The organism is Microcoleus sp. D3_18_C4, from assembly GCF_036702355.1.
Lineage (GTDB): Bacteria > Cyanobacteriota > Cyanobacteriia > Cyanobacteriales > Microcoleaceae > Microcoleus.
Map to the genome: position 1 here is coordinate 1 of NZ_JAUBTF010000102.1, position 14,802 is coordinate 14,802.

General features: G+C 47.7%; 15 protein-coding genes. 5 read left to right on the forward strand and 10 right to left on the reverse strand.

Annotated elements, in window-relative coordinates:
* Nucleotides 1-180 (forward strand): hypothetical protein (locus QUA90_RS28655; protein ID WP_333448594.1); only part of this gene is annotated, 180 nt, incomplete at its 5' end.
* Between the two features lie 24 nt (nt 181-204).
* Here QUA90_RS28655 and QUA90_RS28660 read toward each other — a convergent pair.
* The 7 genes from QUA90_RS28660 to glyA all read right to left on the reverse strand — a co-directional run bounded on the left by QUA90_RS28660 (nt 205) and on the right by glyA (nt 9,794).
* A complete protein-coding gene (locus QUA90_RS28660) occupies nt 205-2,760 on the reverse strand; it encodes an HDIG domain-containing metalloprotein (protein WP_333448595.1) in 2,556 nt (851 codons plus the stop codon).
* Nucleotides 2,761-3,192: 432 nt separating this feature from the next.
* Nucleotides 3,193-4,341: an ADP-ribosylglycohydrolase family protein gene (locus QUA90_RS28665; protein WP_333448596.1), complete on the reverse strand. Its 1,149-nt coding sequence runs from the start codon at nt 4,339-4,341 to the stop codon at nt 3,193-3,195.
* A 174-nt stretch (nt 4,342-4,515) separates the two neighbouring features.
* Nucleotides 4,516-4,956 (reverse strand): type II 3-dehydroquinate dehydratase, encoded by a 441-nt coding sequence (gene aroQ, locus QUA90_RS28670; RefSeq protein ID WP_138920973.1) that lies wholly within the window; start codon nt 4,954-4,956, stop codon nt 4,516-4,518.
* A 112-nt stretch (nt 4,957-5,068) separates the two neighbouring features.
* Nucleotides 5,069-5,206 carry a hypothetical protein gene (locus QUA90_RS28675; RefSeq protein ID WP_333081027.1) on the reverse strand — a complete coding sequence of 46 codons (138 nt, stop codon included), beginning with the start codon at nt 5,204-5,206 and terminating at the stop codon, nt 5,069-5,071.
* A gap of 299 nt (nt 5,207-5,505) precedes the next feature.
* The gene (locus QUA90_RS28680) at nt 5,506-6,762 is read right to left on the reverse strand and encodes a competence/damage-inducible protein A (protein ID WP_333330630.1); all 1,257 of its coding nucleotides are present in this window, start codon (nt 6,760-6,762) and stop codon (nt 5,506-5,508) included.
* 238 nt (nt 6,763-7,000) lie between these two features.
* Complete coding sequence (locus QUA90_RS28685; protein WP_333081030.1) at nt 7,001-8,056, reverse strand: MraY family glycosyltransferase; 1,056 nt, start codon at nt 8,054-8,056, stop codon at nt 7,001-7,003.
* 454 nt (nt 8,057-8,510) lie between these two features.
* Nucleotides 8,511-9,794 carry a serine hydroxymethyltransferase gene (glyA, locus tag QUA90_RS28690; RefSeq protein ID WP_333081031.1) on the reverse strand — a complete coding sequence of 428 codons (1,284 nt, stop codon included), beginning with the start codon at nt 9,792-9,794 and terminating at the stop codon, nt 8,511-8,513.
* A 168-nt stretch (nt 9,795-9,962) separates the two neighbouring features.
* Here glyA and QUA90_RS28695 point away from each other — a divergent pair, with 168 nt between their 5' ends.
* Together QUA90_RS28695 and QUA90_RS28700 are read left to right on the forward strand one after the other, a co-directional pair.
* Nucleotides 9,963-10,160, forward strand: a complete 198-nt coding sequence (locus QUA90_RS28695) for a hypothetical protein (protein ID WP_006631916.1) — start codon at nt 9,963-9,965, stop codon at nt 10,158-10,160.
* A 142-nt stretch (nt 10,161-10,302) separates the two neighbouring features.
* Nucleotides 10,303-10,776, forward strand: coding sequence for a Tic20 family protein (locus tag QUA90_RS28700; RefSeq protein WP_333077581.1), 474 nt, complete (start codon nt 10,303-10,305; stop codon nt 10,774-10,776).
* 59 nt (nt 10,777-10,835) lie between these two features.
* Here the strand turns inward: QUA90_RS28700 and QUA90_RS28705 are convergent, their stop codons facing one another.
* From QUA90_RS28705 to QUA90_RS28715, 3 genes are all read right to left on the reverse strand, one after another.
* Nucleotides 10,836-11,615: a fumarylacetoacetate hydrolase family protein gene (locus tag QUA90_RS28705; RefSeq protein WP_333330626.1), complete on the reverse strand. Its 780-nt coding sequence runs from the start codon at nt 11,613-11,615 to the stop codon at nt 10,836-10,838.
* An 88-nt stretch (nt 11,616-11,703) separates the two neighbouring features.
* Nucleotides 11,704-12,285 carry a 5-formyltetrahydrofolate cyclo-ligase gene (locus QUA90_RS28710; RefSeq protein ID WP_333330623.1) on the reverse strand — a complete coding sequence of 194 codons (582 nt, stop codon included), beginning with the start codon at nt 12,283-12,285 and terminating at the stop codon, nt 11,704-11,706.
* 189 nt (nt 12,286-12,474) lie between these two features.
* On the reverse strand, nt 12,475-13,869 hold the full coding sequence (locus QUA90_RS28715) for an NB-ARC domain-containing protein (RefSeq protein WP_333448597.1): 1,395 nt from the start codon (nt 13,867-13,869) through the stop codon (nt 12,475-12,477).
* Nucleotides 13,870-14,095: 226 nt separating this feature from the next.
* On the opposite strand from QUA90_RS28715, the gene QUA90_RS28720 reads away from it, so the two are divergent.
* Nucleotides 14,096-14,230: a hypothetical protein gene (locus tag QUA90_RS28720; protein WP_333054671.1), complete on the forward strand. Its 135-nt coding sequence runs from the start codon at nt 14,096-14,098 to the stop codon at nt 14,228-14,230.
* Between the two features lie 143 nt (nt 14,231-14,373).
* Nucleotides 14,374-14,691, forward strand: a complete 318-nt coding sequence (locus QUA90_RS28725) for a hypothetical protein (protein WP_333448598.1) — start codon at nt 14,374-14,376, stop codon at nt 14,689-14,691.
* Nucleotides 14,692-14,802 lie beyond the last annotated feature (111 nt).

Here is a 14,802-nt window from a genome sequence, read left to right on the forward strand (position 1 = left end):
TGCCTATTTTTTTTTAGCACACATTGGCTCAATCCTTACAAAGGTATGGGTTTCAGGCTGGTTGTTACCCCCCCAGGAATCAAACAAACTGTGGTAATTGTCAGTAACAATCCTGAAGTGCATGACTATTTGCGCGGCAAATCGCAATGCAATCTCATTCACAACTCAAATGCCAACTGATTTTTAATAACTAAACATTTCCTCCTACCTGGGAGTGAAAACTGCACTAGGGTAAGCAATCCGCTTGTGATTGAACTGTTCCCAAACTCGCACAAAAATCTCCGCAATTAGAGACATATCCTCCCGCGTCAAATCCGAATCAATCAACTGATTATCCTGCCAGCGAGCCCTCAAAATCCGATTAACCATATTCAAAGCCTCTTCATGAGTAGCATCCTTGAGCGATCGCAAAGCAGCCTCGCAAGAATCCGCCAGCATCAAAATCCCGGTTTCCCGCGACTGCGGAATCGGCCCATCGTAGCGAAAATCCTCCTCCCTCACTTGGCGACTTGCGATTGTTAACTTTGAATTATCCGCATCTGGCAAAGCAATCTTTAAATCTTCTATTTCTTGTGCAGCAATTTGCTGCGCTTGGTGGTAGAAGTAAGCAATTAACATTGTACCTTGGTGCTCAGGAATAAACGCCTGAATCGCCTTTGGCAATCGATGCTTCCGCGCCATCACCAAACCCTCGGTAACGTGCTTTTTAATAATCTCCGCGCTTGCCCAAGGGTCATTAATTTCATCGTGTTTGTTGCCCCCACCCATTTGATTTTCACAGAATCCGAGCGGGTCGTGCATTTTTCCAATATCGTGGTATAATGTTCCAGCTCTGACCAGCTCAACATTGCAGCCGAGTTCCCGGGCCGCAGCCTCCGCCAAACTCGCCACAAACAGCGTGTGCTGAAAAGTCCCCGGAACCTCGGCAGCCAATTTCTTCAACAGCGGGCGGTTGGGATTGGCAAGTTCCGCCAGCCGGATCGGCGTAATCAAGTCAAAAACGTGTTCCAAATAAGGGCTGACGCCGATCGCCACAACGCTCCAAGCCAAACCGGCCAAACTTTGCGCGCCCACCGTACCGAGCACGACGTACCAAATCGCACCGGCAGCCGCGCTGGCAATCAAAGTCCCCACCAGATAAACCGTACCCTGAGTCAACCCAACAGCCAAGCCCAAAAGAGCCAATTCCTCGCGCGATCGCAGCCGCCCGGCCATAAAAGCGCCCAGCAATCCCCCCGCCCCGCTAGCCACCAAATGAATCAAGTCCACATTTAAGCCAACGGGCAGCAGCGCCGACAGCAGCCCCACCACCGTGACTCCCACCGCCGAACCGTAGAAGCCGCCCGCTAAAATCCCGATCGCCGGCAAACTCGTCCAAGGCAGCCCCAAACTCACTAGCACCGGCGCGCTCAAAGTCAGCAGCAGCAATAGCAAATGATCTCTGCGGCGCAAGCGGTAGTGCCTTTCCACCAGCAGTACGATCGCAATTGCCCCCCCGACTAAACAAACAAAACCCGTCAGCCCCAGCCAATTCACCCCCCGCCGACTTAAACCAAAATAGTCCAGCAACACGAAATCTTGCTGCGAGATCTCTTGTCCTTGGGCAACAATTATCTCGCCCTGATCTACTGCGATCATCACCGGTTTCACCTTTTGCGCCGCTAATTCAGCTAGCTGTTTGGTTTCCTCGCGATCTCTCACCAGATTTGGCTGCAAAATCGCTGTTAAACCCTCCACCGCCAAAGCTTGGGACTCTAACGGCACTTCATCAGCCACTTGCAGCTTCACGGCTTCTTGCAAAATCTCTTTGGGCAACCCCTGCGGGATACCTTGAGCCACCATCCTTTTTGCCGCCCGACTCATACCGGTTTGGGTTTTCTGCCAAGCTGCATCCGACCAATCAAACAGCGAAGTATCGTAAATCTGTGGCAGCCCCAAAACCGAAGGTTTTTCCAGCGCCTCCACAGCATTGAGATAGCGCTGGCGAGCAGAGGAAATACTGTCTGTCAGGCTTTGAAATTCTGCTGCCCGGACCGATCGGCTGTAAGCTTGCAGTTGAGCTATAGCATCTTGCTGAGACTTGTTATCTGTTGCCCCAGCAATTGCCGGGGAATCCAAACTCAATCGCTCGGAAGTTGCACTTTTGTCACCCGCTTGCGCCAAAATCGAGCGCCACTCCCACTCGGGACAGCCCCGCAAGTAAACCTGAACCGCAAGTGAGAGCGCCGAGGTACTCGCAAACGGAAACGGGCCTACCGCCTCCCGTAGCTCGCTTCCCTGCTGCAAAAATTGTTGCAATTCTTGATAAATTTGTCGATCGACCGCCGAATCCAGCATTAATATCGCTACAGCCCCTGTCCGCGCTGCTTTCCGCTGTTCTTCAGTAGTTTTGTAATCGGGGACGCTAGCAGTAGCAGGAGCCTTAATCGTCTGAGGAGCTTTCGTCCCCACATCCAGTTTCGGCTGGTTGTAGAAGCGGTGGCCCAGAGTGCTGCTTAGGGAAACTACCGCTACCAGCGCCAACATAGGGGAACGAGCTTGATTTTTGAGACTTGATTTGGAGGTTTTACTTGTAAATCTAGTAGTAAAAGTCTCGGGAAGAATCCATTTCGGGCGCGACAAACGGCTCAGGAGAGGCCCGCCAGCGCGATCTGTATCTGCTTTGCTACAGCCATTTTGCACTTTAGCAATGTGTTGGCGCAGTGAGCGCGCAGCCCCTAGCTGCTCAATCTGCCGCATCAATGAGGAGAGCGTATTCATTTGTGTCGAAGATATATCACTGTTATCCAGCAGCTTTGTCAGAATTTCTGACTAGGCATCTTGATTGATTTTATCTGAACTACCGTGGCTGAATATTCAGCCCTCCAGGCCACTTTGTCTGACTATCGCCAGCAGTTGGCTTTCCTGACTGTGGCCCACAACGCAAGCAGCTTCTTTGCTTCCCTTGTCCATCTTGAACAGAACTCGCGCGCGAGGGCTAAAAACCCCGTTTCTCCGTAGATTCTTCGTTTCCCAACCCCCTATTCTCGTTTAAACCTGGCTTGTTGGGGCAGGGGCGTCGGATTTAATTTTTCACATTTAATTTCTCACTTTTTAATCTTTAATTGTTGCTCTCCTTCCACTTTCGCTTTTGAGTTGTTAATGGCTAATTGCTAATTTCTGGTGTCCCCTTACCGTTAAAAGCTCCAAACTTTATATTTTACGAGGTCTAATGACATAAGGTGCAGCCACCGATCGGGCTAGCGCTGCGGAATCCAGTCCGGCATCTGGGCTGTAAACTCCTGCCCAAACAGCAAACAGGTTATTTGCTAACTCTACAATTTTTGCCTCGCTGCCCGTTCCCCAGAGCGAGGGTTCTCGGCCCTCGGCTAGCTGCTGCGAATTAACCTCAGCCGAAGATACCTGTCGCCATTCTACAGGAATCCCAGCAACGCCGTTATAGGCTCCAGACAAAGCTCCTGTCAAAGCGCAGGTTATTTGTCCAGCTATGCCACAGCGGGCGGCCCGCACCACTGACAAGCGCAAGTCTTCTGGGGTGTTCAAAAAGCAGTAGAAAGCTAAGGCAATGGGAATGAAATTTCCAGGGTTGACAATTGACTCGGTTTGTAATTTTTTTTCACCTTCGCCCTGTCTTTCTCGCAAAGCTGTGGCGCTTTTGCACAGATGAGTGGCGGCTGTTTCTAAATCGGCTCCCTTTTCTAGTAGTATTTGCACTTGCAGCAGCAGCTCTGTTAAGGCATTATCTGTTTTCAGGTAGGCAAGTGTTTGCTCGATCGCTGTCGCGGGGTCAAGTCTTTCTTTGAGAGAGCGGGCGATCGTATATGCTACTGCTAAAATTGCTGTTTCCCATTCTGGCTGGTTTTCGTGGTGCCAAACCTCTATCGCCAGCATGATTTTTTCTCGCAGCTTGGCTTTATTTTCGTGAAAAAACATCGCGGATGGCAGCGCAGCAACAGCAGCTTCACCAGGGTTAAGCAGGGTTTGAAACTCACTGTTGCGGGGATGGTAGATTTCCGACTTGGCAAATGCTTCCCAAGTATCGCGCCAATCTTTTAAATCTAAACCCCTACACCGAATTAAACTTTGAGCACACGCTACCGCAAGTGTCCCGGATGCGGATGAGTCTTTGCGAGTTGGGATTTTACTGTTGACAGAATTCAACGCCAATGTTGCGCCACTTACGGTCAATTGTTGGTGTTTTGTCAGTTGTAAAATCGGCTGCAAGTCTTCTGTTTGGGGGGGAATACCCACGAGTTGCCTCTGGTATTGCAGGCCTATAGAGTCTCCTAAAACTGCCCCTAGGATGGTTCCTTGAAACTTGCTCAACAGGGAATGCCGCATTTGAATTTAACTCAAGTTGCTAGTAATTGGTAATTGGTAATTGGTAATTTAGAATTCTTCCTGGTTTCCTTCTTTGCGTAACTTTTGTGATTAATTTGAATTCAACCCAAACATATAAGGGCTGGTTTTCCATCTAAAACCTGCCCTTATCCGATCGCTACAATCGGTAAATTTCTAATTTTTAATCAGGTAACTAACTAGAGCTTGCAGCCCCAGCCGATAACTTTCTGAGCCAAAACCGCTGATTTGCCCGATCGCCACCGCTGCGATAAACGAGTGATGCCGAAAAGCTTCCCGCCGATAAATATTGCTCAGATGAACTTCTACCGCAGGGATATTCACTGCGGCGATCGCGTCTCTAATTGCCACACTCGTATGAGTATAAGCTCCAGCATTAATCAATAAGCCTTGGTGCTGCCCTAACATCGAGTGAATTGCATCCACCAACACCCCTTCATGATTCGACTGCTGAATTGAGACTTGCACCTGGAGGGCTTGCGCTTCTCGTTCTAGCAACTTGTTGATATCATTTAAAGTCGCAGAACCATAAACTCCAGGTTCTCGCTGACCCAATAGATTCAGATTAGGGCCGTGAAGTACCAGGATATTTAACAATTTTAAAATTTCCAGCGCAACAAAAATTATGAGAGTTTTGACATGGGATTTAGAACCACCCTGCCACCTCAAACGTCAAACCTTAAACCTTAAGCTTCTAATTCAGTCCCGACTACCTGCGATTCCTTGGTTGGTTGACAGGAATACGAATCGGTTCAAGTTCCGGTTCAGGATCGGGACTCAGCAGTCCTTCTATCAGCTTGCGAACCCATTCTTTAATTTCTTCCAGCACCTTTTCAATGTCTTCCATTGAACGGATAGCTCCTTTTTTTATAGTCTAGATTGCTAAACCGACGGCTAAATATCTGAAAATAAGCAGGCACGACTTTGAAACCAAAGGTCAAACTTGCTTTCTCGCTTGCTGGTTATTTTGAGCAATGGAGAGATTCAGTATATTGGCCAATCAGTCCTATCTTATTATCATAACGAATCTTTACAGATAATCAAGAGGCAAAAGGAAAATTGCCGAATTATATCAGAGTATAGAGTCTTAAATAAAGCTTAAGCTTACGATTGACTGTTGACAATTGACCAATCGTAGGATTTTTTCTACGCTTTTGCCAGCAATAATTTACGCCGGAGCCGATCGAGCGCCGTACAGCTACTCAGATTCCGAATCCAATCGCGGCCTCTGGCATCGCCAAAACGGTATTCAAAACTTTCTGCGTCCCCGTGGGGCCCCGCTAAACCGACATAAACCAGTCCGACAGGCTTAGCATCTGTGCCGCCTCCGGGCCCGGCGATGCCTGTAATGCTCAATCCCCAATCGGTATTGAGGCTGGCGCGAACTCCCGCAGCCATTTGTTTTGCCACTTGGTGGCTGACTGCGCCAAATTCGGCTAAATCTTGGGGATTAACACCTAATAATCCTTCCTTAACCCGATTGTCGTAAGAAATTATCCCACCTAAAAAGTAGCTCGAACTGCCGGGAACACCAGTCAGCATCGCCCCCAATCCTCCTCCGGTGCAGGATTCAGCAACGCTAAGAGTTTGTCCCGCATCCAGCAACAGTTGGCCGACAGTGGAAGCGAGGGTATCGCTATCAGCACCGTAACAGTCTAAGCCGGCAATTTGCCGCAATTGTTGTTCGATCGGCTCAATCACGTTTTTCGCAGCCACGGAGGACTCCGCGCGGGCCGAAATCCGCAGTTTGACTTCGCCGTGATTGGCGTAGGGAGCCACAGTAGGATTAGTTAAATTCAGAAAACTATCTACTTTTTCCGCCAATGCCGACTCAGCAATCCCCCAAAATTTTAATGTGCGGCTGTAAATAGTGGCGCTACACCAGCCGCCATTTTTCAGGTAAGGAACGGCGGTTTCTCGCCACATCAAGTGCATTTCCGCCGGTACGCCGGGAAATGTCATTACTGTCACGTCAGAAACCGGCTGCCAAATAATGCCCGGTGCAGAACCGCTGCGGTTTGGCAGAATGTCCGCACTTTCTGGAATTAAAGCTTGTTTGCGATTGCTGGGGCTCATGGTGCGTCCCCGCTGGGCATATTTGTATTCGATATCTGCGATAATTTCCGGCTTTTCGATGAGAGGAACCCCAAAAAAATCGGCGATCGTTTCGACTGTGAGGTCGTCTGGTGTGGGGCCCAGGCCTCCGGTGAAGAGCAAAAGCTGCGATCGACTGACGGCAATTTCTAACACTTGTTTGATGCGTTCTGGATTGTCCCCCACCACTGTTTGATAGTAGTGAGGGATTCCCAGACTCGCTAATTCTTTGGCTAAAAACTGGGCATTGCTATTAAGAATATCGCCTAACAGCAATTCAGTGCCAACACAAATAATTTCAGCAACCATTCAATTTTAGATTTTAGATTTTGGATTTTAGATTGGGGAATTGGGCATTGGTAATTGGGAATTGGCCAAACAGGGCATTGGCCAAACAGGGCACTGGACTCTGGGCATGGGGCATGGGGCATTGGGCATTGGCCAAACAGGGCATTGGGCATGGGGCATTAGTTATTAGAACAAATAACAAACAACTAACCATTGACTAATGACTAATGACTAAGGACTAATGACTAAGGACTAATGACTATCGAGCGTGTCTCCAAACTTTCCAGCTAGCATATCCCAGCAAACTGGTTGCACCCATAGCGTAAATTACGCCACTGGGAACGGAAAAAGCTAGGGCTAAACTTCCAACCCACAGTGTCAGCGAGTAAATAAATAAAACCGCAAATCGATGGGATAGTCCGGCTTGTAGAAGTCGGTGGTGAAGGTGGCGCTTGTCAGCAATAAACGGTGACTTGCCGTTGCGAAGTCGATCGAGAATCACCGCCGACATATCTAAAATCGGTACAGCTAAAATTAAATATGGCAGCAACACAGAAGTAACAGCCGTAGTTTTAACTAACCCAATTACTCCCACTCCAGCGAGAGTAAACCCGATAAAATAAGCCCCGCCATCTCCCATAAAGATTTGAGCCGGATTGAAGTTGTAGCGCAGAAATCCCAAGGCCCCGCCAGCTAAAGCCGCTGCAATCAGGGCCGCCGCCGGTTGGTGCATCGCCAGACTGACAATCAGCATTACAACTGCTGCAATCCCTGAAACTCCGGCAGCTAAACCGTCCAAACCGTCAATCCAGTTGATGGCATTCGCCATGCCGACGAGCCAAATCACGGTAATTGGCAAGCTCAGCCAGCCAATATTAGTCAGTCCCAAGGAGGGAACTGTCAGAAACTCAATTTGTACGCCTGCCATCCAAACGATGCTGGATACGCCAACTTGCATGAGCAAGCGTTTTAAGGCCGAGAGTGAAAATAGGTCGTCTGCTAAACCGATGAGGAAGAATCCGATGCCGCCGAGGGTGACTCCCCAAATTTCGTATTCGTCTTTGGGATTGAGAACTTGTCCGTTAGCATCGATGAAGCCTCCTGAGAGCCAGACAAATAAGAGGGCAATGATAGTGCCGAGAAAGATGGAAACTCCTCCCAAGCGGACCATAGGGCGCTTGTGGACTTTTCGCTCGCCTGGCCGATCGACTCGCCCGCTTTTGAGACCAATTTTTTTGACTATTGGTGTACTCCAGAGGACGACGATCGCAGAAACCAGAAAAGCGAGTATGTGGTACAGATACTGGTACGGCATCTGAAATCAATTTTAAATAGTGCGGGGCAATTAGGCTGTCAGGCAGAGTCTACTACATTTCAGATGGCTTATAACAAGGAAACATCTTGAAGAGCGACTGGGGGTTTGGGAGTCGGAGATTTGCCGCAATGGCAGTTGCCCTGGGGCGAATTGTCAGGTTTTTCATTCATAACTCTCGAATTAACGATTTGAAATATCGACTTTTTCGCGAGCAAAAAAGTCGATATTTGGCGAGCGGGCCCAGTTGAGCGGTATCTTTCGCAACCGACAAATACCGTTAGTCAAACCAGCCCCGCCCGACAAATATCTTTACTAAAAACCGTATTGGCGATCGATATTTTTGGTGAAAACCGCTTGTCAATATCGCTACCGGCAACTCTCAATCTTTTCCTGCTCTTTTACCCTTTTACCCGTACACTTCCAACTACCAATTTCCCATTGCCGATCAGGAAAATTAAGCTAATGCCGGCACTTTCAAGTACAAGTGGGGATATAAGGGGAAGCGATCGCACAGTGCTGCTACTCGACGCAGGCAGTCGGCTGCGACGCTTTCATCATCTGGATTTAGCAGGCGATCGGCAATAATATTGCCAATCTCGGTAAATTCTGCTGTTCCCATTCCCCTGGTGGTCATCGCCGGCGAACCGAGTCTCAAACCGCTGGTTACAAAGGGCGATGCCGGATCGAAAGGCACGGTATTTTTATTAGCAGTAATATTCACACCGCTGACTAATTGGTCCGCTCGCTTGCCTGTCATATTTGCCGATCGCAAATCAACTAGCATTAAGTGATTGTCCGTGCCGCCGGAAACGAGTTTTAAACCCCGCTGCTGCAACTGTGCAGCTAAAGCGCGTGCATTTTCAATTACTTGACCGGAATAAGTTTTAAATTCAGGCTTTAATGCTTCGCCGAAAGCTACTGCTTTGCCCGCAATAACGTGTTCTAAGGGCCCACCTTGAGTGCCGGGGAAAACTGCTTTGTCAAACTTTTTACCTAATTCCGGGTCATTGGTCATAATCAAGCCACCACGGGGGCCGCGCAGGGTTTTGTGAGTGGTGGTGGTGACTGCGTGACAGTGGGGGAGGGGGTTGGGGTGATGCCCTGTGGCGACTAACCCGGCGATGTGGGCGATGTCGGCGAGCAGGTAGGCTCCGATTTCGTCGGCGATCGCTCTAAACTTCTCAAAGTCGATAATTCGCGAATACGCTGAATAGCCACAAATTAGCAATTTCGGTCGGTTTTCTTTGGCAAGTGCCAAAATTTCGTCGTAGTCGAGCTGTTCTGTTTCTTGGCTGACGCCGTAGTGAAAAGCTTTGAACCATTTGCCGGATACGTTGACCGGTGAACCGTGGGTCAAGTGGCCGCCGTGGGACAAATCCATGCCCATAATTCCGTCTCCGGGTTCCAGCAAGCTCAAAAACACTGCAAAGTTGGCTTGAGCGCCGGAGTGGGGCTGGACGTTGGCGTGAGCGGCTCCAAATAGCTGTTTGGCGCGATCGATCGCAATTTGCTCGATGCCGTCAATAAATTCGCAACCGCCGTAGTACCGTTTCGCTGGCAGTCCTTCGGCGTATTTATTGGTCAGCACTGAGCCTTGAGCGGCCATTACCGCTGCGGAGGTAAAGTTTTCGCTGGCGATGAGTTCTAGGTGGTCTCGCTGCCGCTGGAGCTCTTGCCCGATTAAATCGGCAATCAGCGGATCGGTTTTGGAAAGGAATTCTAAGTTAGTGTCCGTCACAATAATCAACCTCTTGACAGTTTTGGGATTGGGAATTGGGGATCTTATACCGTACTACGGATTTCGCACCATTGACATAAATATTACGTTGTGTTCAGGTTAAGCGGTTTGTCCCCAACTCCTGACATACAATGAAATTACTGGTGTGAAACCTGCCGGAGGTATCAAATGTTAGTCATTTTAATGGAAAATCAGATGCTTGCCCCTCAGTGTGTTTGCCAAAGTTGTTTGCTGGCAGATCGCACTGGGCAACCGCGCTGGAGTGGTGGAGAGCTTCGCTGTGGACATCCAGTTGCTAAACCTACGGAAAATTTGCCCGATCGGTACGAGTGTCAAATGGGCTTCGTCATTGCCAATATTAAATAAGAAAGCCTGCCCTTGGTAGTTGAGGCTGCTCCCCGCTGAGTAAAAAGCCAATTCCGGGCGAGTCGGAACACAAACCCTGCTGCTGCGTTATCCTGAGTTTAATGGAATTCATAGTTAATCGATCGACTCAGGAGAGTTCATTATGACTTGGCGCGGATCTACAACTGTTCCAGACCGGATTTTTGCTTCTTTGCCTTATTTGCTCCCGTTGGTTGACGGGCTTGCCTTTGGCAGGTTTCTGTTTACACAGTTTCCTGTCCTGCAACTGTTGTTGATACCGCTAGCTCCATTGATGCAAATTTATAGTTTGCCCTTTGCTAGCTTGATTATCTTCTTTGCTCTGTATTTAGGAGTAGTTAGAAACGAAAACATCAGTCACTTCATTCGTTTTAATGCGATGCAGGCGATTCTTTTAGACATTGTTTTGATGCTGTGTGGTCTGGTTTTGCCGATTTTTTCTAACGGCGTTCAAGTCGCATTTATTGCGGAAACTCTGTATAACATGGTGTTTTTGGGCGCTTTTGCTGCATTTGTCTATGCAGTCGTGCAGTCGCTTTTGGGACGCTATGCAGAGATTCCTCCGCTTTCGGATGCTGTTTATATGCAGGTTCGTTAGTTAGTTGACAGTTGACCGTTGACAGTTGACCGGTGACCGTTGTTGGTGATAATTACCAATTACCCATTACTAATAACTACTGTATTTTCAAGACTGCCGATGCCTTCAATTTCGATGCGGACTCGATCGCCTATTTGTAGTGGCCCTACTCCTTGCGGCGTTCCCGTCAGTATCACATCACCGGGAATTAGGGTCATAATTTGACTGATGTAGGAGACGAGAAAGTCTGGGGAAAATACCATGCGATCGATCGGGGATGACTGTACCGGTCGCTCGCTCTCATTGACAAAAGTCTGCAGTTGTGCAGCAGGACTCAGTTCGCGGACAATCCAAGGCCCCAAGGGACAAAAAGTATCGAACCCTTTGGCCCTCGCCCACTGGTTGTCCCGCTTTTGCAAATCTCTGGCTGTTACGTCGTTGGCGATGGTATAGCCCCAAATTTTGCTGTGTGCTTGTTCGGGAGTGCAGTTGGTACAATGTTCGCCAATTACCAGGGCTAATTCTCCCTCGTAGTCTACCCTTTCCGACTGCTGCGGATAACGAATCTCTGCACCTGCTGGGATGACGGCACTCGGAGGCTTGAAAAACAGCAGGGGTTCTTCCGGTACTGGGGTTCCCATCTCGGCGGCGTGATCGACATAATTTTTGCCTACGGCTACAATTTTTGAGGGAGCGCACGGGGCGAGAATTTGGTAAGTATCTGGTGAAAGTTCCAAATCGGTTGGTTGTCCTTTTAACCAGGGCGGTGCATCAAATACTTGAACGCTGTGGCCCAGTTGCAGTAAACCGTAATGGATGTGTCCTTGTGTTGTTTTGACTCGAACGTAGCGCTGGGCCATACTATTTTAGATTTTAGGTTTTAGATTCTAGATTCTAGATTAAGAGGATATAGGCATAATTGCGGAAAATTAATTTGTTTATGCCCGTTTAAGATTTTCGCTGTGCAATTTTGCAACCACTTTCTGTACAAATGCTGTGCAGCGGTTTATCCCAGCAGTCAACTGGTAGTTGGGCGACCAAGGCAAATTCAAAGATAATGCCGATCGTAACTTTTGATTCCCACTCAGCTAAACTAAGCATTCGATCGTAATAGCCACCGCCGTAGCCCAAGCGATAGCCGCGAACATCGCAGCCTACTGCGGGTACGAGCATTAAATCTACTTCTGAGTGGTCTATTTTAGAAGCATCCGGCAGGGGTTCGAGTATGCCATAAGCTCCAGTATGTAAAGCATCTCCGGGCTGCCAGATGTGCCAGGATAGCTCTTTGCCGACACAGCGGGGAAATCCCCATTTGCGGGGAGTTACAAATAGGGGACTTAAATCGGGTTCTTGGCGACAACTGAAGTAGGCGAGGATTGTTTTTGCTTGGGTGAATAGGGGCGAGTTTTGCAGGTGATTGCAGATGCTCGCGCTCTTTTGTCTCCATTCTTGTGCTGATAGGGATTTGCGGGTGTGGAGGAGCGATTTTCTTAATTCGGTTTTAGTTAATGAAGGTTCAGCGGTATTCATATTTGCGATCGAATCTCTCGTTTTACTTCCAGTCCGACAGGGGTTTCAACCCCTGTCTCACAGCGAAAGTCCTCTAAAAGAGGACTAAAATTAATTGCATTTTCATCACACTCTGCAGTCGGTTTTAACCGACTTTAGCTTTGAGGCAGGGGTTGAAACCCTGCCGGACTGCCGGACTGTCGGAAAGTATCAACCAACTGGATTTGAGAGCACATATTGTCTCACCACAGGACAAACACTGAATAGCGTTTCATTCTCCTGTTCTTCTCTTTCAACTAACGATCGCCTCCCCAAAGATTGCAGCCCGTTGAATAACTCAGAGGGCGATAAATCGGCATCTTGTAGCAATTCCTCTATTGAAACTGAATTTGCTTCGCGGCTGAGTCGGGAGATTAGCTTTTTCTCTAATTCTGACAAACGATTTATCTGCGGGTACAATGTTGCTGCCAATTCTTCCCCTAAGAATAGCCTATCATATTTTAAAAAATCTGCCACCCTACCTCGGAATATTTCTTGAATGGTGTTGGCGACTATTTTTAACCACAATGGATTGCCTCGGTAGGTGTTAATTAAGTTGTCCCATTTTTCGGGATTGAGTAAACTTTTTTGTCGGAAAATTTCGACTGCTGCTGCACCTATGCCTTTGAGTTGCAAGGCGCGCACTGGTGAATTTTCACCTTTTAAGGCGGTAATTTCTCTGGGTGGTTCCCAACTGTTGAGGATTAAGCAACTGTTGTGGGTAGTTTCTCCGATTTGTCTGAAGAGGATGCTGTAATTTTCGCATTCGGGGCGGTAATTTCCTGCTAATTGTCCGCTGCTGAGAATGGTTTGCACGTCGTCGAGGATGATGAGACAGCGGTTTTTTCGCAGATATTCCATTAATAGGGAAAGGCGATCGGGAATGCTGGTAGGGAGTTCGATTTCTGGTTTATTTAAGAGAAATTCTAGGAGAGTTTTTAGGGTAGTTTCTAAGGGTGGGGAGTGGCGGAGACTTCGCCAGATGACGCATTCAAACTTATGCTGAATTTTTTGGATGAGGTGGAGGGAAAGTGCGGTTTTGCCAATGCCGCTTATTCCTAATATGGCTGCGAGATTGCACTTTTCTTGGACGATGGATTTTTCGAGGGTGGCGAGTTCGGATGTGCGATCGGACAATGATGAAATATGAGGTGCGTCTGCTAAGTCTAGTCTGGTTTGGGGTTGGGAGGTGTCTGAGGTGGGGGTTGAGGGCGATCGCTTTTGTGGATATTCTGAAAATTGACTATCCTTACAGACATTGACATTACCAATAAAAAAATCGTTTCCCGAATTTGATGAAATGATAAATAATTGTCGTCTCTCAAGTGTCGAGCGTAAATTCGATGGAGTAACTTCCTCACCTAATACATTTGATAAACGCTTCCATAATTTTGAAGCTACATTCCTGACGTGACCTTCGCTACAATGCGATACTTCTGCGATTTGAGAGTATTTTTGACCTTCCCATACACCCCCCAGGATAGCTTCTTGCAGATCCTCCAAATGTTCTCCCGTCTTAGCGAAAACCAGGTCATCGGCAAATCTCAAGACTTCTTTAACGTCCATCGGTGACTTAAGTTTAGGGGTTTTGCCTATTATACCTGCTATTTTATGACATTTTATGACATGGATGGCAACATTTGACTTTTTTCGACAGTTATCCTCAGGTACAACAACTTACTTTTTCTGACGTTTTATGACTGGACATCACTATAAATATAATGATATTATCCAAATATAAGCGATAATTATCCGCTCATAAACTATAGCAAAAAATTGGAGGATTAAGCTCATGGCTGACCAACCAAAAAGAGAACCTAAGCTGAAATGTCCGCTGTCGCAAGAACAAAAGGAGACAGTCAAAGAGGTTGCTGATGTCATTGATAAGCATAGAAAAATCGTGAGAAAGATTACTGGTAAAAGTTAATAAATAGGTGTTTTTTTTGCATCGATATGAGAAATGATTTGAGCTTGTTTGAAATGATCAGAATATTTTTTGAACTGCTTTTTCAGCTAGTTGACTAAGAGTATTGATTTATCGTAGGTATTTGACCCTAAAAGGAAAGAAGCATGGATGCACTGGTAACAGCAATCGCACAAATTTTAGATTACATTCACACCCAAGGCCCAGACGCGATCGCGCAGCTAACGGGACTACTCGAAGCTCTCAAGGCGGGATCTGTTTATGTTGGGGTTCTATTTGGCTTGGTTGCTAACGTACCGGCTGTTATTGAAATTATGAGCCAGTTGATAGCTTTAATCAGTTCCGGGGCCGGCGTTACTGAAATAGCGACGGCGATCGGATCGTTGGCGGGCCCACTGGGAGTGTCTATTGAGTCTGTCATCCATATCTTACAAATAATCGGGGCTTTCTTGCTGGCATTTTAAATATATCAAAAGCGATCGCCCTTCCTGAACCGATGTGGGAGCGTGTCACTTTTGCGATGAGTATAAATACTCAGAAATACTAGGGCAGAGGTTTTGAGCTATTGTTGGGCA